Here is a 25,197-nt window from a genome sequence, read left to right as displayed (position 1 = left end):
TATATTAAACGGTAGATGCCGCCAGGCAATACCAATTCATTAATCTAAGAAAAATACAAGTATGAATTTAAATTTCAGAAGAACCGCGCTGCTCGTGGGTATCTGTTCGGCTGTCAGCCTGACTTATACTCCGCAACTTTTCGCCGCATCGGTCGATGCAATAGATGCTGTGCAGCAAGCAAAAAAAATCACAGGTACTGTAACAGATGCAATGGGACCGGTCATCGGTGCCAATGTATTGGAGAAAGGAACCACAAATGGTGTCATTACCGACATTGACGGTAATTTCACATTGAATGTTCAGCCGGGAGCAACGATTGTTGTGTCTTTTATCGGTTATCAGCCGCAAGAAATAGTGGTAGGTAACCAGACTAGTTTCAAGATTCAGCTAAAGGAAGATACGGAATTGTTGGATGAAGTAGTCGTAGTGGGTTACGGTGTACAGAAGAAGAAACTGGTGACAGGTGCTACGGTTGAGGTAAAAGGCGAAGACATCGCAAAATTAAATACTACGCAGGCATTGGGCGCTTTACAAAGCCAGTCTCCGGGTGTAAATATTCAGGCCGTTTCCGGTCAGCCGGGTGATGGGTTTAAAATTAATATTCGTGGTGCTGGTACTAACGGAAATACAGCTCCAGTTTACGTTATTGATGGTGTAGCCGGTGGCGATATTAACGCCTTGAATCCTGCCGATATTGAACGTATTGACGTGTTGAAAGATGCTGCATCTTGTGCAATTTACGGTTCGAGCGGTGCCAACGGTGTTATCCTTATTACTACGAAGCAGGGTAAGGTAGGAAAGGTTTCTGTATCTTATGATGGAAACATAGGTTGGGCAAATATATATAAGATGCCTGATATGTTGAATGCCAAAGAATATATGGCGGTAATGGATCAAGTGGCCTATAATAATGGAGGCCAACCGTATGATTGGTCAAAATTCGTAGATGCTGATTTGCTGACTGCTTATCAGAATGGTACCAATCCTGGTACAGATTGGGTAAAAGAATTCCGGAATAAAAATGCTGTGGTTACTAATCATGCGTTGAATGTAACAGGTGGTTCTGAATTCTCCAAATTTTCGACAGGTATAGGCTATCAGTATCAGGATGGTGCATTCGGTGGTCCGGTGAAGACTGACTATCGTCGTTTTACTTTCCGCATTAATTCTGAGCATGTGATATATCGTAAGGGAGATGTGGATGTGATAAAGTTTGGTGAGAATATATATTATCAGCACAAACAGAATCAAGGTGTGCAGTTAGGTAATCAATATTCGAATGACCTTTCTAATGCTTTGCGTGCTATTCCTCTGATTCCTGTATATAATGAAAATGGTGATTTCTTCATGTATGATGATTTGAAGAATTTTGGAACGAGTGCTAATGGTATACTTGATTATACTGCATATGCTTCTAATCCGATGGCTCACATGGTATATAATCAGGCTGGGAATAATAAGAATAAGAATTTTAATCTGAACACAGCGGCATATCTGGAAGTACAACCACTTAAGAATCTTATTTATAAAGGTCAGGTTAGTTACAAACAATGGTCAAGTTCATGGCGTTCATATCTTCCCGTTTACCAAATTAATAATCAGGGAGATAGCCGTGATAAAGACCAAACGATAAATAACGTGTCTTTGGGTTGGAACTGGAGTTTGACTAATACGTTGAGTTATCGGTTTGATATTACAGACTTACATCATTTTGATGTTTTGGCTGGTACAGAGTATTCTAAATCAAGACCAACTTATGGCGAATCAGTAGAGGCAACCGGTTATAATAGTGCTTTTGGTGACTTTACACATGCTTATTTGCATAATACAGAACGTAAAGCTACTGCTACAGTAAATGGTTATCCCTCGGATTATGGTTCTAAGATGTCTTATTTTGGACGTTTGAATTATGACTTTAAGGAAACTTATATGTTTTCTGCTATCATTCGTGCCGATGGCTCGTCTAAGTTTGCGAAAGGCAATCAATGGGGATATTTCCCATCATTCTCTGCTGGTTGGGTTATTTCAAACGAGGCTTTTATGAAGAATACTGCTTCTTGGCTTGGTTTCTTGAAAGTCCGTGCTGGTTGGGGACAGAATGGTAATGACAATATCCCTAATTCAAATTGGCGTGCCGGTTACGAGTTTGGCGATTATGGTCTTTATACATTTGGCTCGGATAAGAATGGAGGTACAACCGGAGCTTACCCGAATCGTTTGGCTAACCCCGATTTGACATGGGAAACTTCAGAACAGACCAATATCGGTATTGATGCCCGTTTCTTGGATAACCGTCTGAGTTTTACCATGGACTGGTATAGCAAGCAGACGAAAGACTTGTTAGTGGAAGTGGGTACCAATGCGGCTTCCGGTTTCGCTACTCAATATCAAAATGCTGGTACGGTAAAGAATACTGGCCTTGAACTTTCAATGGGCTGGAGAGATCAGATTGGTAAGGAGTTCAAGTATGGGGTGAATGTCAATATGGCCTATAATAAGAATGAAGTAACGGAGGTTAATAACGCCAATCATTTTATTGAAGGCGGTAATGATTTGTTGGCTCAAAGTACGGGTCGGTTTGTCCGTATGGAAGAAGGACATCCTATTGGCTATTTTTATGGTTATAAGACGGATGGTGTCATTCAGAACCAGAATGACTTGCAGGCATATCTTGACCAGAATTGTAAAGGAAATGCGGCAAACTCTAAGCAAGGTGCAAGTATTAAACCGGGTGATTTGAAGTTTGTGGATGTTGATGGAAATGGGGTGATTAATGATGACGATAAGACTGATTTGGGTAATCCTCATCCTGACGTGACAATGGGTCTTACGTTAAGTGCGGAATATAAAGGATTTGATTTCTCTGTAACAACCTATGGCGCTTTTGGTGCACAGGTAGCTCGCTCTTGGCGAAAGTTCTCAGATGGACAGTATGAAAACTATACGACAGAAGTTTACGATTACTGGCATGGCGAAGGAACCTCAAACAGATATCCGCTGCTTGCGCCGGGAAATAGTGGACAGAATTTCCAGGCCATTTCAGATATTTATATTGATGATGCCGACTATGTTCGCATTCAAAATCTGACTATAGGATACGATTTCAAGAGAATTTGGAAGAACTGTCCGTTCCAGCAACTTCGTGTGTATGCTGCTGCACAGAATCTATTTACTTTTACCGGTTATAAAGGGATGGATCCGGAGAATGGTAGAGCCCTCAATGACAAAGAACCGTGGGTAACCGGTGTTGATGTAGGTAACTATCCTCAACCTCGTACTTATATGGTAGGTGTTAATGTTAAATTCTAAAATTGATACACGATGAAAAAAATAGCATATTTAATAGGTGCAGCTTTGATGATAGCAGGAATGTTTGCTTCTTGTAGCTTGGACTCGATGAGTCTGACGGAAAAAGATACGACCAATTTTCCTAAAACGGCTGAAGATGCCAATCAGGCTTTAGCTGCCATATATCAGAACCTGAATAATGTCAATGCTTTTCCACAGCAGTCTTTCTTGTATAATTCTCTGCTGGCTTGCGATGATATGTTGGGTGGTGGTGGTCCCAATGATAAGTTGATGCAATCTTTGGACCTTATTTGTAATACGGGTACAAATGCTACGCAGGACTACTGGGTGGCTCGCTATCAAGGAATCAACCGTGCCAATACGTTGTTGGAGGCTCTTGCTGGTATTGAAATGGATCCGGAAGTAAGAGCGCAGGCTGAGGGCGAAGCCAAGTTCCTTCGTGCTTTTTATTACTACGAGTTGGCTTCCATGTATGGGCGCGTACCTTTGGTGATTACTGCTTTGTTGCCCGAAGATACTACTCCTCCGACTGCCGCTGTTATCTGGGGGCAGATTCTGCAGGATCTTCGCGATGCGGCTGCAAATATGCCGGCTGTTCGCAAGTCGGATGGGCATGTTGATAAATATACGGCTGAAGCTATGTTAGGACGTGCTTGGTTGTATTATACTGGTATGTATGGCAATGGTGAAACTCTGAACGATTTGGTTAGTACGAACTATAGTCCGTTGACTTCAGTTGATTTGCCTGATGGGACAACTTTGACCAAGCAGGATGTGGTTGGGTATATTGATGATTGTGTGAATAATTCTGGTTATAGTCTTGTTCCTGAGTTTCGTAATTTGTGGGCATATACCAATAAATGTACGGTAGAAGATTTTCCGTTTACTGCCGGTCAGGGATTGAAGTGGGTAGAAGATGATGCAGCGGTAAATCCCGAATCCATGTTTGCCATTAAATATAATAAACTTGCATCTTGGAGCACTACTATCGGTTATGGTAACGGTTATGCTCTGCATTTTGGTGTACGTGGCAATGATCAGGCCAATTCTTTCCCCTTCGGACAAGGATGGGGTGCCGGTCCTGTAGCTCCCAATTTTTATAATGATTGGAGTGTGGCAGAACAAGATGATGCCCGTCGTCCGGCCTCCGTATTCAAGACGGAGGATATGCCGAGTTATAATAAAGGTGGTGGTGACGGCTTTATCCAAGAAACGGATTATTATCAGATGAAAATAGGTTCTATCATGGCTTATAGTACGGATGCGGCTGGAAATAAAACGATTGAGCCGGTATTTGAGAAGATAATGTATGGTGCCGACGGCTGGATTAATGATAATCTGATGCAAACCGGTTCTATTCATGATTTGGTTTTGATTCGTTTTGCGGATGTATTGTTGATGCAGTCTGAATTGAAGGAAGATGTTTCCGGTATAAACAGAGTGCGTAGTCGTGCCGGACTTGAACCTATTGGTACATATTCGTTGGCTGCATTGCAGAATGAACGCCGTTGGGAATTATGTTTTGAAGGTACTCGCTGGAACGATATTCGCCGTTGGCATATTGCTGCCGATGCCCTTGAAAGACAGACGGGAGCAAAGGTTTATACAAATGGGGCTGAAAGCCGTAATGTGGCGCAGAACGGTGGTTATGCCGCACGTTATAAGGCTACGGCAGGTTTCCAGAAGATTCCCGAAAACCAAGTCCTCCTGAATGAAGGAAAGGTAGAACAAAATGAGGGTTATACGGATGCAAGTGCTGAGTATAATGGTTGGCAAGAATAGAATATGAATTTAAAATGAAAAAAGATATGAAAAAGATATTATTCGCAATACCTTTGTTTGCAATGCTGCTGGTGGCTTGCGATCCGATAGTGGATGAAATCAGTCCGGATCCCAATGTCACACCGGAAAATCTTACTTTTGAACTTGTGGCCAAGAACCAGGGAAACAACAACATTCAGATTGTTCCTACTCCGTCACGTTATGTGAAGGTTTATGATGCTACGTCTGATATCAAGTTGGCAGAAGGTACGGCTCCGTCGGTTCAAGTAGCTCCTCCTAATAAAGAATTGCAAGTATATGTAACAACCATTAATTCGGACGGCTCCATAACAAAATCGGCTTCCAAATCAATAGCAGTAACGGAGTATACAGATCTTCCCGCTATTTATGCTGATGTATTCGGCACAACTCCGGACGGTGGTTATGGAACAACCACTTGGGTCTGGAATACAGAAGCTGCAGACGGTTGTTGGGGTAATGGAGGTTATCTCGGCAATACCGGCCCCGGTTGGTGGATTTGTGATGCTGTGGGAGATGTCGGAAACGGTAGAGGGCAAATTGATGAACAAGCTGTAGGAAAAGGATTGCCTGATGATGGATTAAATGGTTGGTTCTCACTTAGTTTGACTGGTGTTCAGACAAGTCGTGGTGAAAGTGGTTCTGTCAAGGTGTCAGAAGATGTGGTGCAATCCGGTTGGGATGTAGGTACTATGGAGTTCTCTGGTACTATTCCATTGTTAGGTATACAGCCGAATCAAGGAAATGCACGTCAGTATGAGTATCATATTTTGAAGATTACAGAAGATGAACTTCGTCTTTGTGCTCCTGAACCCGGTGCTGGCGCTTGGGGTACGGCATGGTTCTGGAACTTCAAGAAAAAATAGTTAATATTGAAAGGTACGGGTGGGTAACGACCACTCGTATACTTTTATTACTAATTAAAAAAATGCAACAATGAAACGAACTTTCTTTTTGATATTACTGTTCTTCTGTGCTCTTTTTGTTAAAGCGGATGTTTTGGGACCGTATACAATGGATAGTAATGTACCTCCCACACCAACCGGATATGCTCGGGTTGTACTTCCGATAGGAGGTGCTGACGCTTCGGTAGCCGTAAGCATAACTGTTTGTGACGAAAGTGGTCAACAGTATGTTTTGAGAACTACTACCCCAAATGCTGCTCCATATTGTTATTTCTTGGCTTATGGCGTTTACCGCGTGGTCGCTTTAGAGGATTGTACAGCACAATCTAATTGGGGCGCACTTACGGTTGGTACAATTTTCGAAGTGACAGGAGGTGGCTATATTTCTTTAAATTATATAGGAACAATCTCTACTCCAAGTATTGTTCAAGCATCGGGTACTGATGATAATGTTCCTCCTTCCAAAGTAGGTTACAATATAATGAAAGTGTATGGAATAGAGACAAACGGCGGTGGGGTGTTGGTTGATTCTGACAAAAAAGAATATGGTATCTTTAATTATACCGGACATATAGGCGGTGCTCATTACTTTTACATTAAGCCAGGCACATACACTATAAAATCTTTGAGTGCTACCAATGGAAATTATATTTATTTGGAGTATGGAAATGTTAGACAACCGCTTTCTGCTGGTAGGACTTTCACAGTTCCTGCGTCATTCTTCTCCATTGTGTTTTCTAAAAAGGCACTTTAAGAATAATCTATAAATGAATTATTCAACTCAAAGCAGTTGTCGTTACCCCCCCGACTTTATTAGTCGCCCGTAACATCGGATAATTGTAAATGCATTAACCGAATAGTACAATTGTTTAATGGTTAAATCAGGAAAAGGCGAGTCGTGAGATTCGCCTTTTCGCATTCATTCTCTATTGCCTTTCCGGATGCAATTCACATTCCTTTTTGTATTACCCCTGATTTCAGGGCGCAGAATGTTTCTTTTTATCCCTGCATCTCCTTCACCTCCTTCTCCCATCCTCCTGTTCATTGGCTTTCCCGGTGAAACCGCTTTCCACCCTCATCGCCCCGCCTTTGCATCGCGCGACACGCCGTAGTATCCCGGCATGGCCCGGTAGATGGGTTGCGTGGGCTTCCCCACATTCTTCAGCTTGCCCTCTTGCTGCAACCGTTTCAGGTGGACGTTCGCGGTGGTGCGCGCCATGCCGCAGAGCGCTTGGAAGTCACTGCGAATCAGCACGTCGTGGTCGGCAAAGTATTCTTTCAGCTTCATGTCTATCTCCACTTCCGAAAGCTTCAGGGAGTGGCGGGTGTATTTACTGCGGATGGCATTGACTCCCGTCATCGCTTGTTTCAGCCTGACGTCGGGACGGAAGCTGATGCTTTTCAGCCGGAGTTTCAGGTGCTTGTTCGGGGTGCTGCGGGTCACTTTCTGTGTGGCTTCCAGGGTGGGGGCGAAGTAGCCCAGCCCTTCGATGTGCACCTCGTGGCCGTCGCGCAGTTCTTCGCCGCAAATTTGCGCCAGGCAGTCTATCGCGTTCATCACGTCGCCCACCGTGAGCGAGCTGCGGGCATGCACGCGGTTGTAGAGCTGCCGCATGGTTACTTTCCCGTTGAGCAACGGGCGGGGATGGAGGCCTCTCTCTTCAGGGGCTTCCTCATTAGTGCCCGGATTCTCGTACCAGTCATATAGTATTGCCATATCAATAGGTTTTAGTGCGTTCAACATACTTGTTTCTTCCCTCGGAAGTGTCTTCCTGTAAGTGAACGACTCCGGTCGGCCGAACGAATAACCCGGGTCGTTCGATTGAACGACCTAAGTCAGTCGATTGGACGACCCGGGGCGTTCACTTATAAAGAACCGTGCAAAGGTACTGAAAATAAAGGGTTCCGAAGCATAAATAAGTATGTTTGTCGGCAGGAATGATTTTTGAAGAATAAGCGGAGAATGGTTTGCAAAACGCCCTCGGCAGGCAGTAACTTTGGCGAAGAGGCGAGAGGAAAGAAAGGATGATTCCCTTCCTCGAAACCTCCCAATAATCATTTTAATAAAAAATATTTATGAAGAAAAAACTGATGACTTTGCAGCAACACCGGCTCTTGAAGGAAGCGGGACAACTGATAGCCTTTTCCGAAAGGCTGAAACACGCACAAAAAGAAACGACCGACCGAAACTGGAAGGAGCGGGAAGAGCAGCGCCGCCGGAGCGCGAAAGCCGCAAGCACCGTGACTGCACTGAGCGGCGACATCGAGGAGTTCCTCACTTCGCGCTACGACTTTCGCTATAATCTGCTGACGGATGAAACCGAGTTCCGCCCCGCCGGGCAACGCACCGCAACCTTCACCCCCGTGGGCAAGCGCGAGTTGAACACTTTCTGCATCGAAGCCCATGCCGAAGGTATTCCTTGCTGGGACAAGGACTTGAACCGATACGTCTATTCCACTTACATCCCTGCCTACCATCCCTTCCTGCTCTACATGGACGAACTGCCCGATTGGGACGGCAAGGACCGGCTGACTGCGCTTGCCTGCCGCGTCTCTTCTCGGCCCCACTGGGTGCGGGGATTCCATACCTGGATGCTGGGACTTGCCTCGCAATGGATGGGCGTGTCCGGACTGCATGCCAACAGCGTGGCTCCCGTTCTCGTCAGCCGCGAGCAGGGACGACGGAAATCCAGCTTTTGTCGTGCCTTGATGCCCGACGTGCTGGCACGCTACTACACCGACAACCTGAAACTGACCTCGCAGGGACAAGCCGAGAGGATGCTGGCGGAAATGGGGCTGCTCAATATGGACGAGTTCGACAAGTATGCTGACAACAAAATGCCCTTACTGAAAAATCTGATGCAGATGTCGGTACTTAACATCCGCAAGGCCTATCAGCAGAACTTCAGGCAACTGCCCCGTATCGCTTCGTTCATCGGCACCAGCAACCGGTTCGACCTGCTGACCGACCCCACCGGGAGCCGGCGCTTCCTCTGCATCGAGGTGAAGCACAACATCGACTGCATAGGCATAGAGCACGACCAGATTTTTGCCCAACTGAAAGCGGAACTCATTGCCGGGCGGCGCAGCTGGTTCACCAAGTCGGAGGAGGAGGAACTGCAACGGCACAACGAGGCTTTCTATCGTGTCAGCCTTGCCGAGGAGGCGGTTCGCAGCTTGTTCCGTGCCCCGCTTCCGGCGGAGAAGAGCATCGACCTGACTGCCGCCGACATCTTTGACGAGTTGCAAAAAACGCATCCCGCCCTGATGCGTGGCAGCAATCCCGTGCAGTTCGGCTCGGTGCTGTTGCGGGCGGGACTGAAACGCCGGCATACGAAGTACGGCAATGTATATGAGGTGGTGAGAAGGAAAAAAGAAGTTTCACCGGAAAGGGTTGAACGATAGGGAAATAATGCGAAAGGTGAAGGGGTGAAGGAAGAGAAAGCCGGTTTATAGTCTCATTACGGATTGACATAGATTCCTATTAATTCAGGTTGTAGATGCCGATGGGATAAATATTTTCGCTCATAATAACTGTATATTTTATAGATTTCTATAAAAGTAACTTTTTTATAAGAACAAAACAAGCGAAAGTTGCGATTTTCACTACTCCTTGTCAGATAAAAAACTTATCTTTGCGATTGAAACAATCTCTTGTTAATGATATGAAATACACATCATATTCTTATCCTTCAGGCAGGGCGGAAGTGGCTGCATTTGTTGTGACCGGCGGAGTGACGGAATACCATGTGATGATACATGCCACTGACCCGAAACAGACCTATCGTGAACAGATGAATGTCGTGTTGGATGCGTATGCCGCTTTACTGAAAAAAGAACTGTCCGGAGCCGTGGCGGTTTTTAAAAGATACTTCCTGAGTGATGCCGCCAACCAAGCGGAACTGTTGCTTGCCGCTACGGCGGAAAGCTCCGATTGCGCGCTGTCTGTGGTGGAACAGCCTCCGCTGGATGGTACCAAGATTGCTTTGTGGGCCTATCTGCAGACCGATGTGCAGACACGAGTGCTGCCGAACGGACTGTATGAAGTGAAACACGGTGCTTACCGCCAGCTCTGGATGGGAGGCAGCTTCAATCGTGCCGCCAATTCGGAATACCAGATGCGTCTTTTGCTCAACGACTATGCCATGCAACTGATGGAGGAAGGGTGTACTCTGGCCGACAATTGCCTGCGTACCTGGATATTTGTGCAGAATGTGGATTGCAATTATGCCGGTGTAGTCAAGGCACGCAATGAGATGTTCGTCACCCAGAACCTGACGGAGAACACGCACTATATTGCCAGTACCGGTATCGGTGGGCGTCATGCCGACCCGAAGGCATTGGTGATGCTTGACGCTTTTGCCGTAGCGGGATTAAAGCCCGGACAAATCAAATATCTCTATGCCCGCACACACTTGAATCCCACTTATGAGTATGGAGTCAGTTTCGAACGGGGAACGGCGGTGGATTACGACGACCGCCGGCAAGTACTCATTTCCGGTACGGCGAGTATCAACAACCGGGGGGAAGTGCTGTATGCCGGAGATGTACGTCGTCAGACAGAACGGATGTGGGAGAATGTGGAAGCTCTGCTGAAGGAGGCTGACTGCGGCTTTGGAGATGTAGGGCATATCATTGTCTATCTGCGTGATATTGCGGACTATGCTGTAGTGAAAGAGATGTTTGACAAGCGTTTTCCCGATACGCCGAGAGTGATTACGCTGGCTCCCGTCTGTCGCCCGGGGTGGCTGGTGGAAATGGAGTGTATGGCGGTGAAGAAAATCTCTGATTAAAAATATTATCTTTGGTTAATTGAATATTAGGCTGACAGTTGGTAAACGCCTACCTTTGTTGAAATTCTAATGTATAAGGATGAAAACACGTATCTTGCTTTTCTGTATCAGTTGCCTTCTTTGGGCAAGTTGTGAAAATTCCAGACAGAATTATGTGATTGAAGGAACGTTGCCGTCGGTGAAATACGACGGGGAATGGATATACCTCGTGCCGATGGAGAATGCGCCGGGGCGGGTGGATTCTGTAAAGATAACCAATGCCTCTTTTTCTTTTTCCGGACAAGGGGAGGAGATGAGGGTGTTGCGTCTGCGCCATCTGCTGCGTATCTACATCCAGGAACTGCTGGTGGTGACGGAGCCGGGAACCATACATGTGAAGGCCGACTCTGTCGGCTCGGTAACGGGCACTCCACAAAATGATGCCCTTCAAAAATGGAAAGAGGGGAGGGAAAAGATGCAAGAGGCTTACCATTTCATCCGGACGGGACTACGGAATGCCACCGGAAAAGATTCACTGCATCTGACACAGATACGTGACAGTCTGAGGATGCAGGAGCAGGAAACGAACTTTCTTTTCCTGAAAGAGCAGGGAAACAATACGTTGGGAACATTCATGCGGAAGATGGTGCGTGGCTCCTTGACGGAAGAACAACAAAAACTGTTGGATGAAAGCTTGCAGAAGGAAATACATTGAATGGGGAGCGGCAGGAATCAGCGCTTTGGCGTTGTTCCTTTTTTTCTTCCGGATATTGCCCTATCATCTGTTCCATCGGGAGCAGACACAGCTCTTTTTGCTTGCCACCGAACCATTGGCCGGGTATCTGCGGCATCCGGCGGCTCTGGCACGTCTGTCAGGAGATTTCCTCACTCAATTCTTTTATTACGAAGGGGGTGGCCCGACCATAATGGCTGTCGTGCTGTTGCTTTGGGGAGTGGTGGTGTTTCGTTTGTTGGCTCCGTACATGGGACGTTGGGCGTGGGTTCCTACGGTGTTGGCGGTGGCTTGGGAGGCAGGAAGGCAATGCGGATTGAGTTATCCGCTTTCCGGCACAATCGCTTTAACCGGTATCGGAGGTGTTTTGTTGTTGTGCCGTAGCTGCATGCGACGTTCGTGGAAGTCGGGCTTACCGGTAAGCATATTGGCGGTATTGTCCGGCTATTGGCTGTTTGGCTGTGGCGATTGGTCGTCACGATGGTACAATATGCCCGATTTAGGGCGGGAATATCTTTTGGCGTTGGATTCGGAAATGTATTTCGGCCGTTCGGAAAAAGTACGGAAACTGTTGGTGGAGGGTGAATACCGCTCTCCGTTCACTGCCTATTATTATAATTTGCTGAATGCACAGCAGAACCGGCTTCCCGACCGGCTGATGGATGGTTATCAACCGGCTTCGCAAGGGCTGTTTCTGCCTGTGGCTCCCCATTCTACCTACCTCACTATTTATGCAGCCAATGAAGTCTGGTTTGCGTTGGGAGATATGACGATGGCTGAACATGCCGCCATTCTGGGAATGATTTTTTCTCCGCACCACACCGGGGCAAGAGCTGTCAAGCGTTTGGCGGAAATCAACCTGGTGAACGGTGATGAGGCGGCGGCTATGAAATATCTTCGTCTCCTGCAAAAGACAATGTGTTACCGTGATTGGGCAGAACGACGTATTCCCGGAAAACAGACGGCCGAAGTCTGCCAATGGCTGGAACGGAAGCGGTTGTTGTTGCCTGCAACGGATACTTTGCGTTCTTCTGCCGACATTCCGCTTTCACTTCGTCATCTGTTACGTAATAATCCTGATAATACGTTGGCATGCGATTACCTTCTCTGCTTTGATTTGCTGAATAAGGATATTGGGGCTTTCGCCGGAGATTATCGGGAGTTTGCTGCAAAGAAGTTTCCTTCCAGATTGTATGCCGAAGGTTTACTTATCTATCTTGCCGGGAAAAAGGCTTCGTTGGATGAAGTGGAAAAATGGAATATACCGCCTCAAGTATTGGATGAATTTGGCGATTATACCCGACTGTACGAGGCGAATGGTGGTAATGGTGCCCCTTTGCAAGCCAAATACGGAAAAACATATTGGTTTTATTTCCACTATGCTACGATGAAAAAGGGGAAGTGATTTATGATGAACATAGATATGAAATATATACAAGTTGTTGTGGGGCTGTTACTGTGCTACTGCCTATATGCTTGCAGTCCCCGTCCGGAGTCTGTACAGCCTGCAGACCGGTTATTGGTGCTCTATCCGGAATATCAGGATGTAACCATTCCCTACAATGTGGCTCCTTTGAATTTCCTTGTGCGGAATGAAGGGGTGGATGCGGTATGCGTGAGTGTAAAGGGAGCATCGGACAGCTTGGAGATAAATGCGCGCGGGAACAAGGCGATATTCCCCTTGAAAGCTTGGCGTGCATTGCTTGAAGCGGAGAAGGAACATACTTTGGAAGTAACTGTTACTGCCCGTACCGACGGCCGCTGGCTGCGCTATCCTTCCTTTGCATGGCAGGTAGTGGCGGACAAGCTTGACGCCTATGTCAGTTACCGTCTGATAGAGCCCGGTTATGAGGTATGGAATACCTTGCAGATACGTGAACGTTGTATTGAGAATTTCGAAGAGCGTATTTTGGCGGATAACAGTCAGACAGACGGCAAGTGCATGAACTGTCATGTGCACGGAGGAAATAGTGGCAACCTTTCGATGTTCCATCTTCGGGGTGAGGGAGGGGGGACTGTCCTGAACCGTGACGGCAAGCTCCGTAAGCTTGCCTTGAAGAATGAACAGATGATATCTGCGGCTGTCTACGGGGATTTCCATCCTGACGGGCGGTATGGTGTGTTCTCGTCTAATGTGATTATTCCCATGTTCCATACGGAAAGTAACCGCCGTCTGGAAGTTTACGATACCGTCTCCGATTTGGCTGTCGCCGATTTTGACGGAAACCGGATGATTCTATCTCCGCTTACGGCGGATTCCACCGTATTGGAAACTTTTCCCACATTCTCTGCCGATGGGAAATGGATATATTACTGCTCAGCTCCGACTGTGCCATTGCCGGACAGCGTACAGCAATTACGCTATTCGCTTTGCCGCATTGCGTTCGATGCCAATCACGGCGCATGGGGTGACCGCGTGGATACCCTTTGGAATGCCCGGCTGGAGAAAGGCTCCGTGTGTCATCCGAAAGCCTCACCGGACGGACGCTACCTGCTTTATACCGTTGCTGATTATGGAACATTCCCCATTTGGCACCGGGAGACGGAATTGCAGCTGATGGATTTGCAGACGGGCGCCATCGACTCCCTGCCAATGGTCAACTCCAGCCGTTCGGACACTTATCACAGTTGGTCGTCAGGCAGCCGTTGGTTTGCCTTTGCCAGCAAGCGGGGTGACGGGCAGTACGGGCGGGTTTATTTTGCCTATCTGGATGCTGAAGGGAAGGCGCATAAGCCTTTTGTGCTACCCCAGTCGGACCCTGAAAAAGACGATTTGACATTGAAATCCTACAATATTCCCGATTTGTCGGCTACTCCCGTTCCTTTTGATGCTTCTTCCATCAAGCGGATAAACCGGCAACTGAAGGCTGAGGAATTCAAATGACAAGACATACAGAGAGTACCAAATTGTAAATAATAAATTGTAAATAGTAAATGTTCTTATTTCTGAAAAAGACTTGGAAGATAGGGTTGTCGATACTTTTTGGCGTAGCGGTGCTTCTCTTTTGGGGAAGCGTATATCCGGCCCATATTTCCTATCAGGAGCAGTTCCAGCTTTTCTTGTTCGATGCCGACTACTGGTGGGAACGGATAGTGGTTCCCGGTGGGTTGGCCGATTATATCGCTGAGTATCTGACGCAGTTCTATTATCACGTGTGGGCGGGAGCTTGTATTCTGGCTTTTTTGTACGTGTTGTTGCAACGGTTGGTTTGGAAACTGGCGAAGGAGCAGGGTGCGGCTGATGTGTATTATCCGCTGAGTTTTCTGCCCATCATTGTCTTGTGGCATTTCATGGGTGATGAAAATGCGATGCTGTCATTGGTGGTGGCTCTGCTGTTAGCATTGTCTGCATCCTGCTGGTATGCGGATTTGAAAGGGAAGTGGCAGCGTGTGGCATACATTCTGATAGTCCTTCCGCTGCTTTACTGGACAGCGGGTGCGGCACACTTCATCTTTATGGGCTGGGTGATTGTACGCGAGTTCCGGTTGAATCTTAAAGGTAAGAATTTCTGGGGTGGTGTCGGAGTGTTCTGGGGTGTAGGATTGTGGGGTATCGGTTGTCCGCTATTGGCAAGCATGTGGGTACAATTCCCCATTTACCGTCTGATGGGTGGTATAGGATATTACCGTTTCCCGGCAGTGATTCCCTGGATAGAGATAGGGCTTGCCGTATTACTGGTTGTTCTCCCCTTCCTGCTGTCCGCTTTGCCCGCTTTGAAGAAGAAGCCGGTATTTTATGGAGTTCTGCAAGTGGTGGCGGTAACATTGTTCGGCTATTACTACGTGGCGGCCGGTTGCGATATGGATAAAGAGGAAGCGATGGAGTATGACCAGCTGGTACGTAATAAACAATGGCAGGAGATTATAGAAAAGGCAGAAGAGAAGTCACCGGTTTCACCTTTCGGCGTGACCTGCCTGAATCTTGCTTTGGGAAAGACGGGACAGATGGGCGACCGTATGTTCGAGTTTTACCAGAACGGGACGGAAGGGCTGCTGCCGGAGTTTCAGCGTGATTTTACTTCTCCGTTGCCCACCAGTGAGGCATACTATCATTTGGGTATGGTCAATACGGCACAGCGTTTCACTTTTGAGGCGATGGAGGCCATACCTAACTTCAACAAGAGTGGCCGTTGCTTCAAGCGTCTGGCAGAGACGAACCTGATAAACGGGCAATACGAAGTGGCAGCCAAGTACCTGCGTTTGTTGAGGAAGACAATCTTCTACAGGGATTGGGCAGAGGATGCCATGACCTATCTGTATAATGAGGAAAAAATCAATGCCCACAAGGAGTGGGGTTGGTTAAGGCAGATACGCTATACGGAAGACTTCTTGTTCAGCAGCCAGGAAACGGACATCATGCTGGGGCTGCTTTACCAGCACAACCACCGGAACCGGATGGCATTTGAGTATATGCTGGCCTATGTCCTGCAGCAACGTGATTTGGAACGTTTCATGAAGTACTATCCGCTGGGTAAGCATGCCGGCTACGACCATATTCCCCGCAGCTATCAAGAGGCGTTGATATATGTATGGACACAGACGCACAAGAACTTCCAGGGTATGCCGTGGAGCATTTCGCCCCAAGTGGTGCGGGATGTAACGGAATTTGCGCGGATATATACCTCGCAGCAGAATGCCCGGCAGATGTTGGAGGCGCGTTTCGGCAGTACATACTGGAATTATTTGCTACTAAGAAAGTAAAATGAAAAAGATGAAGAATATAGCTGTTTGCATAATGGCTGCATGGTGGTTTGCCGCTTGCGGCAATCCGGTGACTTCCCCGGAAAGGGTGGATGAATGGCCGGATATCTATCCCGACTATATCGGTGTGACTATTCCTGCAACCATTGCTCCTATGAATTTCAATTGTATTGGTGGAGCGTACGAACGTGTGGATGTGACCGTGACCGGAGGAAAGTCCGGAGAGATGCACGTAAATGATAAAATAGTATCATTTCCGCAAGATGCATGGCAAGAGCTTTTGGAGGAGAACAAGGGTGATAGCCTTCTGTTTACGGTATGTATCCGGAAAGACGGCGAGTGGAAACAGTACCGCTCTTTTCCCATGTATGTCAGTCCGTATCCTATAGATTATGGGGTGGTATACCGCAAGCTGGCTCCCGGATATGAAGTTTATAGCAAGATGGGCATTTATGAGCGTGACCTTGCTTCGTTCGAGGAGCGTCCCTTGCTGGAGAATACCATGGTGCCGGGCATGTGCCTGAATTGTCATGCTTTCAACAAAACAAATCCGGACCATCTGAGCCTGCATATCCGTGGAAAGAACGGAGGGACCTTGATGCAGATAGACGGGAAGCGCGAAATGCTGGATACGAAAACGGATTCCACTCTCTCTGCGGGGGTGTACCCTTATTGGCATCCAAACGGCAAATATATTGCCTATTCTGTCAACAATACGCGCCAGTCTTTCCATGCGGTGAAGGATGAGCGTGTGGAAGTGCTCGACTTGGAATCGGATGTACTGGTCTATCATCCCGAGACACATGAATTACTGCTCTCTCCCTTGCTTCAGAAGAAGGAAGTCTTCGAAACCTTTCCAGTATTTTCACCGGACGGACGCAAACTGTATTTCTGTACTGCGGAGGCCAAGCCGATACCGGCGGAATATAAGGAAATACGTTATAGCTTGTGTAGTATAGATTTCAATCCGGAAGACGGGACATTTGGCGAAAAGATAGATACGCTGGTCAATGCGGCAGCTATGAAGAAAAGCATCTCCTTCCCGAGGCCCTCGTACGATGGCGAGTATATCATGTTTACTTTGTCGGATTACGGGAATTTCTCAATTTGGCATAAAGAAGCCGATTTATGGCTGTTGGATTTGAAGGATGGCGGTATGCGTCCCATAAAGGAGGTGAACAGCGATGATACGGAAAGTTTCCATAACTGGAGCAGCAACTCCCGATGGTTTGTGTTCAGTAGCCGCAGGGGAGATGGGCTTTATACCCGTCTGTATCTGGCAAGTATGGATGAGAATGGGGTGGTGGGCAAGCCTTTCCTGCTTCCTCAGGAAAATCCTTGGGAGTATTACGACCGTCTGGTCTACTCGTACAATGTTCCCGATTTTACAAGCGAACCGGTGAAGCTGGAACGCCGGAAAGTGGAACGGGGAATTGTCTCGCGGAAGCGCGTTCCGGTGAAAGTTAGATGATACGTTTTTTATATTCTGCTTTTTAATACAGTAAAGGGATAAAATTGTATCATTTTCTCTTGGTGCAATCCGCTATCTTTGTGCCAGGAATTAGTGTTACCAATAACAATACCAGATTGAAAAACATGGATATGAGAAAAGTAAAATTTGCTATGATGATTCTGGCGGCAAGTCTGTTGACCGCCTGCGGTTCTTCCAAGAAAGAACAGAGTGTGAATGAAGAGACGGCTGCTGCGCGTACGCAGGAAACGGAGAACTTACTGGCTAACTTGAAAAAAATCCCTTCCAAAGGTATCATGCTCGGCCATCATGACGATACGGTATATGGTATCGGCTGGGAAGGTGAGGAAGGCCGTTCGGATGTGAAAAGCGTGTGTGGCGACTATCCGGCTGTTATCAGCTTTGATTTGGGAGAGCTGGAACTTGGGAATGCCGCCAATCTGGATAAGGTTCCCTTCGATAAAATCAGGAAAGAGATAATCAATCAGTATCAGCGGGGCGGCATGGTTTCGCTCAGTTGGCATGCGCGCAATCCCAAGACGGGCGGTGATGCCTGGGATGTATCGGATACGACGGTGGTGAAGTCCATCTTGCCTGGTGGCGAGAATCACCAGAAATTTGCCGGCTGGTTGGGAGGAGTGGCCGATTTCCTTCATTCGTTGAAGACGGCGGACGGCGTGAAGATACCCGTACTTTTCCGTCCCTGGCACGAACACAGCGGCAGCTGGTTCTGGTGGGGCGAAAAACTGTGTACCCCTGAAGAGTATAAGGCATTGTGGCACATGACAGTGGATACTCTGCAGGCCAAAGGAGTGGACAATGCACTTTATGCTTACTCTCCGGGCACGGAACCCAAGGACACGACGGAATATTTGAAGAAGTATCCGGGCGATGAGTTGATAGACGTTATCGGTTTCGATACCTATCAGTTCGATCGGGATGCCTATCTTGCCGGAATGGATAGGGCACTTTCCATTATCGACAGTGTAGGGAAAGCACACAATAAGGTGATTGCTGTGACCGAAACCGGTTACGAAGGAATTCCCGATGCCAAATGGTGGACTGGTACTCTGCTGCCTGCGTTGGAGAAATATCCGCTTGCCTATGTGCTGGTGTGGCGCAATGCCCGTGAAAAGGTGACCCATTACTATGCCCCCTATCCGGGACAGACATCTGCGGAGGATTTTGTGGAGTTCTATAACAATCCCAAGACGCTGTTTGCAGCTGATGTAAATCTGTATCAATAAACAAACAATCAATATAACAGACATGGAAGCTTTTAAAGAAAAGGTAGAGAGGCTCTTTCAGAGACACGAAGAGTTGATTACGAGAAAGAATGTGGCCGTGGAAGACGGCAATGGCATATTCACCCGCTATAAATATCCGGTAGTGACGGCTGCTCATACACCTGTATTCTGGCGGTATGATTTGGATGAGAAGTCCAACCCGTACCTGATGGAACGTATCGGTATGAATGCGACCATGAATTCGGGGGCCATTAAGTGGAATGGCAAGTATCTGATGGTGGTACGTGTAGAGGGCGCTGACCGTAAGTCGTTCTTTGCCGTAGCCGAGAGTCCCAACGGCATTGATAATTTCCGGTTCTGGGATTATCCCATCACCATGCCCGAAGACGCGATTCCGGCAACGAATGTATACGACATGCGCCTCACGGCTCATGAGGACGGCTGGATTTACGGTATCTTCTGCGCCGAACGCCACGACGACAATGCGCCTGCCGGTGATTTGTCCTCGGCTACGGCTACAGCTGCCATTGCCCGCACCAAGGATTTAAAGAACTGGGAACGCCTGCCCGACCTGAAGACCAAGAGCCAGCAACGCAACGTAGTGCTGCACCCGGAGTTTGTAGATGGCAAATATGCCCTCTATACCCGTCCGCAGGATGGCTTTATTGATGCCGGCAGCGGTGGTGGTATCGGCTGGGCGCTGGTGGACGACATAACCCATGCTGAGGTGAAGGAAGAGAAGATTATCGACCAGCGCTACTATCACACCATCAAGGAGGTGAAGAATGGTGAAGGTCCGCATCCCATCAAGACTCCGAAAGGATGGTTGCATCTGGCTCATGGTGTCCGCGGTTGTGCCGCCGGATTGCGTTATGTGCTCTATATGTACATGACTTCCCTGGAAGACCCGACGAAACTGATTGCCACTCCCGGTGGGGCCTTTATGGTACCCGAGGGTGAGGAGCGTATAGGTGACGTAAGCAATGTACTTTTCACCAACGGCTGGATTGCCGACGAAGACGGAACAGTATTCATCTACTACGCTTCTTCCGACACGCGGATGCATGTGGCTACCTCTACCATTGATAAGCTGGTGGACTATTGCATGAATACGCCTGCTGACGGCTTGTCTTCATCAGCTTCGGTAGAAACGTTGAAGAAGCTGATAGACAAGAATTTGCAGATAATGAAATAATAAAAATACAACATACTATGGCAACACTAAAAGAGAAAATCGGTTATGGTTTCGGGGATATGTCTTCCTCTATGTTCTGGAAAATATTCTCCTATTACTTACCGTTCTTCTATTCGAATATTTTTGGCTTGAGCTTGGCTGATGCAGGATTGCTGATGCTGGTGACACGTATTTGGGATGCAGTGTCCGATCCGATGATGGGAGTCATTGCAGACCGTACTCATACGCGTTGGGGTAAATACCGTCCTTATTTGTTGTGGATTGCAGCTCCTTTTGCCATTGCCGGGATTTTACTTTTTACAACGCCCGACATGGGGACAACGGGTAAGCTGGTATGGGCTTATGTCACTTACATCTTGATGATGACGGTATATACGGCAATCAATGTACCATACGGGGCTATGTTGGGAGTAATGACTGATGATTCGAACACAAAAACGGTTTTCTCTTCTTACCGTATGTTTTTTGCATACGGAGGTAGTTTTATCGCTTTGGGAGCATGGGAGCCATTGTGTAATTGGTTTAAATCAATGGACTATAGCAATGCTTCCAGTTGGCAATATGCCATGGTATGCATTGCCACGCTCTGCTTTTTGGGTTTTCTGTTTTGCTTTAGCATGACGCGCGAGCATGTCAAGAGTGTGGCGTCCGAATCCATCGGTAAGGATGTGAAGTCACTGGTGCGCAATTCGCCTTGGTGGATATTGAATGGTGCGGCGTTGTTGTCGAATTTCTTCAATACGGTACGCGGAGCTACTGCCGCCTACTTCTTCAAGGACTATATCAGTGCCAATGCATTCCTCGATTTCGGGGTGTTCAATCTGGTATTGTATGCCGGCTTGTTCCTGATGGTGGGTGAAGTGTGTAATATGATTGGTGTGGCGCTGGCTGTGCCTCTGTCCATGAAGTTTGGAAAGAAGTCCACTTATATCATTTCGCTCGTGTGCCTGGTAGTGCTCAGCGTGCTCTTCTTCTTTGTGCCGAATGACGGGCTGGGATGGTGGCTGATGATGATTTTCCAGGTGCTTATCTCCATCTGCACCGGTATCGTATCTCCGTTGATTTGGAGCATGTATGCGGATGTGGCGGACTATGCCGAGCAAAAGGATGGCACATCCTCTACGGGGCTGATATTCTCTTCCGGTTCTATGGCGCAGAAGTTTGGCGGTGCATTTGCAGGCTGGGCAGTAATGGCACTGTTGGCATTCTTCGGTTACAATACCGCAGAGAATGCCGTGCAGACTCCCGAGGCGCTGGATGGCTTGAAGTATCTGATGAGCTTTATTCCTGCTGCGATAGCCGCACTTTCCATCGTTGTCGTATTCATCTATCCATTGAATAAGACGCGTATGGCAGCCATCAATGCAGACCTGAAAGAGCGCCGTGAGAACCTTTAGCAGAATAACTCATAACTTATAACTCATAACTCAAAAACTTGTGGATATCAAGAAGATGAAACAGGAGATGGAGGAGGAGCTGGTTTCCAATATCCTCCCCTTCTGGATAAATAGAATGACGGATGAAGTGAACGGCGGTTTCTACGGCCGTATCACGGGCCGGGAGGAGGTGAAGCCCGAAGCAGAAAAGGGGGCAATCCTGAACGCCCGCATCTTGTGGACCTTCTCGGCTGCATACCGCTTGCTGAAGAGGCCGGAGTATCTGGAAACGGCTACGCGTGCCAAACGTACTCTTATCGACCGTTTCTATGACAATGAATTTGGTGGAGTTTACTGGTCTCTCGACTATAAAGGCAATCCGCTCGATACCAAGAAGCAGATTTATGCTTTGGGGTTCGCCATCTACGGGCTGAGTGAATATGCTCGTGCCACGGGCGATGATGAAGCGCTGGCATATGCCATCCGCTTGTTCGAGACCATCGAAGAGCATAGCTTCGACCCCGTGAAAAACGGTTATTGCGAAGCCTTGACCCGCGAATGGGGAGAAATAGCCGACATGCGCCTCAGCGCCAAGGATGAGAACGAGCGCAAGACGATGAATACCCATCTGCATATTCTGGAACCTTATACCAATCTTTTCCGCGTGTGGAAGGATACCCGTCTGGAGAGGCAACTGCGCAATTTGATAGGCCTTTTCACGGAACGGATTCTGAATATCAAGACCGGTCATCTGGAATTGTTCTTCAATGATGATTGGGTTAGTAAATACCGCATTGTCTCCTATGGGCACGACATCGAAGCCTCCTGGTTGATACACGAGGCTGCCCTTGTTCTGGGCGATAAGGACCTCCTGGAGAAAGTGGAACCACTTGTAGAATACATCGCTGCCGCTGCCGATGAAGGATTGACGCCCGACGGCAGCATGATATACGAGACTTTTCTGGATAAAGGAAAGACCGATACTGACCGCCACTGGTGGGTGCAGGCCGAGAACGTAGTGGGACATGCCAACCTCTACCAGCACTTTGATGACGAAGTGGCCATGCAGAAGGCTCTCCGATGTTGGGACTTCATCAAGCAGCATCTGGTAGACTACAAGTACGGAGAATGGCATTGGAGCGTGCGTGCCGACGGCACGGTGAACACCGATGATGACAAGGCGGGATTCTGGAAATGTCCGTATCACAACGGACGTATGTGCATGGAAATTATTGAACGTTTTTCATAGGTTTTCTATCATAAGAAGATGAATAGATTGATGGTTTTGGGGATTCTTGTCTGGATGGGGATTGCGCTGCATGCGCAATCTCTTTATCCGGACTTCAGCAAGCTGAACTTCGGGTGCGACGGAAACAGCATTACCGCAGGCGAACAATGGTCTAAGACTGTAGTGGATAAACTCGGATTCGCTACACATCACAACGTGGCGGTCGGTTCTGCCACATGGGCATGCCATCCCGATACTCAGGATTATGGCAGCGAAGCTTTTGCCGGCATCTCCGGCGGTTGGCAGGTTACGGAGGATAAGCATGAGTTACAGATGCGGCACAACAACGTGTCAAAGGTGCATATCCAGAAGTTCATAGCCGAAGTGGAAAGTGGCGCTTACCCTGCGCCCGATGTCTTTGTGTTCTCTATGGGAACGAATGACCGTAACTTGGGTAGTGCCGAAGAGGCCCTTAAAGGGAAGACGCTCGATGAAGTAGATGTCAACACCATGGCGGGCGGTGCCCGTTGGTCCATTCAGACCATTCTGGAGCATTATCCCCAATGCCGCGTATTCGTGTGCACGCCGATTCAGACCGGCAACCCCGAACACAATGCACTGAATCTGCAGAAGATTGCCATCTTGCGTGAGTTGTGCCGGGCGCTTTCCGTGCAGCTGATAGACTGTTACTCCAACTGTGGTATCACCGAAAAGTTTGAGCAGCCTTCCGGTAGCGGGCGCTATCTGCGCGACGGGTTGCATCCCGACAAACCGGGGCAGGAGCTGATGGGCCGTTACATCGCGAAGGAGATACGGAACCATTTCTTTTAGTTCCGTTCTGCATATTCCGGTTGGAATAACTTATCATTTAGGGCTTGTAAAGCCCTTTTTTTGTCTGTATTCTTAATGACGAATGCCACGTCATTATTGCTGCTGCCATATGAAATCATCCGTAGGGGGATGTCCTTTAGCGCCTCCATAATCTTTGCCTCAAACCCGGCATATTCCCATTGCATGTTGCCCACCACGGAGACGATGGTCATGCGGTCTTCTACCAATACATGGGCATATTGGCGTAGTTCGGAGATGATATTCGATAAACGAGTGCAGTCGTCTATAGCCACAGATACGTCCAGATTGGAGGATACCAGCAGGCAGAGGGGGGTACGGTACTTGGCAAAAATGTCGAAAATCTTGCTGATGAACAGATAGGGACACAGATTATGGTTCGATTCGAACTTTATGTATATGATGTGGTCCTTGGCGGCTATGGCCTTGATGATATTGTCGTCCTGCAGGTTGGAAATCAACGTGCCTTCTGCCGACGGTTCCATAGAGTTAAGCAGCCGGACGGGAATATTCCTTAGGCGTGCCGGGGCGATACAGAAGGGATGCAGTATCTTGGCACCATAGAAGGCCAGTTGTTCGGCTTCGTTGAAGCTGAGGCGTTTCACGGGGCGGGTACCTGACACCTCGCGCGGATCATTGTTGTGCATGCCATCTATGTCCGTCCATATTTGTATCTCGTCTGCTTGGAGGGCGGTGCCAATGAGGGAAGCGGTGTAATCACTGCCGCCGCGTTTCAGGTTGTCTGTTTCGTTATAGGCATTCTTGCAGATGAAACCCTGAGTGGTGAAGAGATTGATGCCGGGATGGCAGGCAAGTTGCTCTCGGAGTTTCTGTTCTATATATTCCAAGTCGGGTTCGTTGTCGGGGCCGATACGCATGAAGTCGAATGCACAAAGCAGTACATTGGGAACTTTCAGCTCGCGCAGGTAGAAGTGCATTAGGGCGGTACTGATAAGTTCGCCTTGTGCCAGCACTTCCTTCTCTTCGACAGAGGTGAAGGAATCTTTGGTAAATTTCCATAGTTGCTGGAAGCGGTCGAGGATATAATCTATTGCTTCCCGTTTCAGTTTCTCGTCGGTCAGCAACCCATTGGCAAATTCGATGAATTGGAATTCCAACCGGGTGATACGGTCGTGGGCTTGTTCTATTTCACGGTTGAACAAGTTGGCGGCAATCTCCTCCAGATGGTTGGTGGTGCCTGCGGTGGCAGACAGTACCACAATCTTGGGTGTTGCATCTTTAATGAGTGTTGCTACATGTTTCATTCTCTCTACGGTGCCGACGGAAGTTCCGCCGAATTTACAAACTTTCATTTCTTGTTTCTTTTTTAACAGTTTCATAATTGCATTCATCCGGATGTTCTTCCTTCCGGCTTTTCATTTCAGGTGGCCTCTTTCCAAAATGGAAGGGGGAGGCATGAGGGGCTGTCACTGGGACTAGGCCTGCATAATGCCGCTGTGGCATTGCTGTGGTGGGATATTCATATCCCGGTTGGTGGCAGGCTCTTGCCCCTTCACCTATAAAAGTTCAAAAGATATGCCGTTGGTATTTGGGAAAAGCTTATATTTGCACACCCTGTTTTTTTACCGTTATCAGTTTAAAAACTTATC

At 47.8% G+C, this 25,197-nt stretch carries 18 protein-coding genes; 16 read left to right on the top strand and 2 right to left on the bottom strand.

Features of this window, described 5'->3' with window-relative positions; translation table 11 throughout:
• Nucleotides 1–61: 61 nt before the first annotated feature.
• The 4 genes from DW947_RS14620 to DW947_RS14605 all read left to right on the top strand — a co-directional run bounded on the left by DW947_RS14620 (nucleotide 62) and on the right by DW947_RS14605 (nucleotide 6,769).
• Nucleotides 62–3,310 (top strand): SusC/RagA family TonB-linked outer membrane protein, encoded by a 3,249-nt coding sequence (locus DW947_RS14620; protein WP_005825009.1) that lies wholly within the window; start codon nucleotides 62–64, stop codon nucleotides 3,308–3,310.
• Between the two features lie 12 nt (nucleotides 3,311–3,322).
• Complete coding sequence (locus DW947_RS14615; RefSeq protein WP_005825008.1) at nucleotides 3,323–5,092, top strand: RagB/SusD family nutrient uptake outer membrane protein; 1,770 nt, start codon at nucleotides 3,323–3,325, stop codon at nucleotides 5,090–5,092.
• A gap of 26 nt (nucleotides 5,093–5,118) precedes the next feature.
• A complete protein-coding gene (locus DW947_RS14610) occupies nucleotides 5,119–5,976 on the top strand; it encodes a hypothetical protein (protein ID WP_005834823.1) in 858 nt (285 codons plus the stop codon).
• Nucleotides 5,977–6,046: 70 nt separating this feature from the next.
• Nucleotides 6,047–6,769, top strand: coding sequence for a hypothetical protein (locus DW947_RS14605; protein ID WP_005825006.1), 723 nt, complete (start codon nucleotides 6,047–6,049; stop codon nucleotides 6,767–6,769).
• Between the two features lie 321 nt (nucleotides 6,770–7,090).
• Here the strand turns inward: DW947_RS14605 and DW947_RS14600 are convergent, their stop codons facing one another.
• Nucleotides 7,091–7,732, bottom strand: coding sequence for an HU family DNA-binding protein (locus tag DW947_RS14600; RefSeq protein ID WP_005834825.1), 642 nt, complete (start codon nucleotides 7,730–7,732; stop codon nucleotides 7,091–7,093).
• A gap of 359 nt (nucleotides 7,733–8,091) precedes the next feature.
• Here DW947_RS14600 and DW947_RS14595 point away from each other — a divergent pair, with 359 nt between their 5' ends.
• From DW947_RS14595 to DW947_RS14540, 12 genes are all read left to right on the top strand, one after another.
• The gene (locus DW947_RS14595) at nucleotides 8,092–9,420 is read left to right on the top strand and encodes a VapE domain-containing protein (RefSeq protein WP_117963089.1); all 1,329 of its coding nucleotides are present in this window, start codon (nucleotides 8,092–8,094) and stop codon (nucleotides 9,418–9,420) included.
• A gap of 260 nt (nucleotides 9,421–9,680) precedes the next feature.
• The gene (locus tag DW947_RS14590; RefSeq protein WP_057281329.1) at nucleotides 9,681–10,808 is read left to right on the top strand and encodes a Rid family hydrolase; all 1,128 of its coding nucleotides are present in this window, start codon (nucleotides 9,681–9,683) and stop codon (nucleotides 10,806–10,808) included.
• Nucleotides 10,809–10,887: 79 nt separating this feature from the next.
• Nucleotides 10,888–11,502 carry a DUF4369 domain-containing protein gene (locus tag DW947_RS14585; protein WP_117963091.1) on the top strand — a complete coding sequence of 205 codons (615 nt, stop codon included), beginning with the start codon at nucleotides 10,888–10,890 and terminating at the stop codon, nucleotides 11,500–11,502.
• Nucleotides 11,474–12,925 (top strand): DUF6057 family protein, encoded by a 1,452-nt coding sequence (locus DW947_RS14580; protein WP_117963093.1) that lies wholly within the window; start codon nucleotides 11,474–11,476, stop codon nucleotides 12,923–12,925. The genes DW947_RS14585 and DW947_RS14580 overlap by 29 nt, the downstream gene beginning before the upstream one ends.
• Before the next feature lie 3 nt (nucleotides 12,926–12,928).
• On the top strand, nucleotides 12,929–14,404 hold the full coding sequence (locus DW947_RS14575) for a TolB family protein (RefSeq protein WP_057254008.1): 1,476 nt from the start codon (nucleotides 12,929–12,931) through the stop codon (nucleotides 14,402–14,404).
• A gap of 50 nt (nucleotides 14,405–14,454) precedes the next feature.
• Nucleotides 14,455–16,221, top strand: a complete 1,767-nt coding sequence (locus DW947_RS14570) for a DUF6057 family protein (protein WP_005824995.1) — start codon at nucleotides 14,455–14,457, stop codon at nucleotides 16,219–16,221.
• 10 nt (nucleotides 16,222–16,231) lie between these two features.
• Nucleotides 16,232–17,692, top strand: a complete 1,461-nt coding sequence (locus DW947_RS14565) for a TolB family protein (RefSeq protein WP_005834841.1) — start codon at nucleotides 16,232–16,234, stop codon at nucleotides 17,690–17,692.
• A 131-nt stretch (nucleotides 17,693–17,823) separates the two neighbouring features.
• Nucleotides 17,824–18,939: a glycoside hydrolase family 26 protein gene (locus tag DW947_RS14560; protein ID WP_005834842.1), complete on the top strand. Its 1,116-nt coding sequence runs from the start codon at nucleotides 17,824–17,826 to the stop codon at nucleotides 18,937–18,939.
• Nucleotides 18,940–18,961: 22 nt separating this feature from the next.
• Complete coding sequence (locus DW947_RS14555) at nucleotides 18,962–20,134, top strand: glycosidase (RefSeq protein WP_005824991.1); 1,173 nt, start codon at nucleotides 18,962–18,964, stop codon at nucleotides 20,132–20,134.
• Nucleotides 20,135–20,151: 17 nt separating this feature from the next.
• Nucleotides 20,152–21,531 carry an MFS transporter gene (locus DW947_RS14550; RefSeq protein WP_005824990.1) on the top strand — a complete coding sequence of 460 codons (1,380 nt, stop codon included), beginning with the start codon at nucleotides 20,152–20,154 and terminating at the stop codon, nucleotides 21,529–21,531.
• Nucleotides 21,532–21,571: 40 nt separating this feature from the next.
• Entirely contained in the window at nucleotides 21,572–22,759 is a 1,188-nt protein-coding gene (locus tag DW947_RS14545) for an AGE family epimerase/isomerase (protein ID WP_008662925.1), read from the top strand.
• Nucleotides 22,760–22,777: 18 nt separating this feature from the next.
• The gene (locus tag DW947_RS14540; protein WP_005824695.1) at nucleotides 22,778–23,569 is read left to right on the top strand and encodes an SGNH/GDSL hydrolase family protein; all 792 of its coding nucleotides are present in this window, start codon (nucleotides 22,778–22,780) and stop codon (nucleotides 23,567–23,569) included.
• Here DW947_RS14540 and DW947_RS14535 read toward each other — a convergent pair.
• The gene (locus DW947_RS14535) at nucleotides 23,566–24,900 is read right to left on the bottom strand and encodes an aspartate kinase (protein ID WP_117963107.1); all 1,335 of its coding nucleotides are present in this window, start codon (nucleotides 24,898–24,900) and stop codon (nucleotides 23,566–23,568) included. The two genes, DW947_RS14540 and DW947_RS14535, sit on opposite strands and share 4 nt — an antisense overlap.
• Nucleotides 24,901–25,197: the final 297 nt, after the last annotated feature.

It is taken from the genome of Bacteroides sp. AM44-19 (genome assembly GCF_003603395.1).
Lineage (GTDB): Bacteria > Bacteroidota > Bacteroidia > Bacteroidales > Bacteroidaceae > Bacteroides > Bacteroides uniformis.
The sequence above is the reverse complement of the archived record's forward strand: the minus strand, read 5'-3'. Positions and strand labels throughout refer to the sequence as shown.

What these genes read in the sequence shown, in the direction of transcription:
- DW947_RS14620 (WP_005825009.1), top strand. Translation starts at nt 62, where the DNA reads ATGAATTTAAATTTCAGAAGAACCGCGCTGCTCGTGGGTATCTGTTCG.
- DW947_RS14540 (WP_005824695.1), top strand. Translation starts at nt 22,778, where the DNA reads ATGAATAGATTGATGGTTTTGGGGATTCTTGTCTGGATGGGGATTGCG.
- DW947_RS14600 (WP_005834825.1), bottom strand. Translation starts at nt 7,732, where the DNA reads ATGGCAATACTATATGACTGGTACGAGAATCCGGGCACTAATGAGGAA.
- DW947_RS14585 (WP_117963091.1), top strand. Translation starts at nt 10,888, where the DNA reads ATGAAAACACGTATCTTGCTTTTCTGTATCAGTTGCCTTCTTTGGGCA.
- DW947_RS14595 (WP_117963089.1), top strand. Translation starts at nt 8,092, where the DNA reads ATGAAGAAAAAACTGATGACTTTGCAGCAACACCGGCTCTTGAAGGAA.
- DW947_RS14615 (WP_005825008.1), top strand. Translation starts at nt 3,323, where the DNA reads ATGAAAAAAATAGCATATTTAATAGGTGCAGCTTTGATGATAGCAGGA.
- DW947_RS14590 (WP_057281329.1), top strand. Translation starts at nt 9,681, where the DNA reads ATGAAATACACATCATATTCTTATCCTTCAGGCAGGGCGGAAGTGGCT.
- DW947_RS14550 (WP_005824990.1), top strand. Translation starts at nt 20,152, where the DNA reads ATGGCAACACTAAAAGAGAAAATCGGTTATGGTTTCGGGGATATGTCT.
- DW947_RS14570 (WP_005824995.1), top strand. Translation starts at nt 14,455, where the DNA reads ATGTTCTTATTTCTGAAAAAGACTTGGAAGATAGGGTTGTCGATACTT.
- DW947_RS14535 (WP_117963107.1), bottom strand. Translation starts at nt 24,900, where the DNA reads ATGAAAGTTTGTAAATTCGGCGGAACTTCCGTCGGCACCGTAGAGAGA.
- DW947_RS14565 (WP_005834841.1), top strand. Translation starts at nt 16,232, where the DNA reads ATGAAGAATATAGCTGTTTGCATAATGGCTGCATGGTGGTTTGCCGCT.
- DW947_RS14555 (WP_005824991.1), top strand. Translation starts at nt 18,962, where the DNA reads ATGGAAGCTTTTAAAGAAAAGGTAGAGAGGCTCTTTCAGAGACACGAA.
- DW947_RS14580 (WP_117963093.1), top strand. Translation starts at nt 11,474, where the DNA reads ATGAAAGCTTGCAGAAGGAAATACATTGAATGGGGAGCGGCAGGAATC.
- DW947_RS14575 (WP_057254008.1), top strand. Translation starts at nt 12,929, where the DNA reads ATGATGAACATAGATATGAAATATATACAAGTTGTTGTGGGGCTGTTA.
- DW947_RS14560 (WP_005834842.1), top strand. Translation starts at nt 17,824, where the DNA reads ATGAGAAAAGTAAAATTTGCTATGATGATTCTGGCGGCAAGTCTGTTG.
- DW947_RS14610 (WP_005834823.1), top strand. Translation starts at nt 5,119, where the DNA reads ATGAAAAAGATATTATTCGCAATACCTTTGTTTGCAATGCTGCTGGTG.
- DW947_RS14605 (WP_005825006.1), top strand. Translation starts at nt 6,047, where the DNA reads ATGAAACGAACTTTCTTTTTGATATTACTGTTCTTCTGTGCTCTTTTT.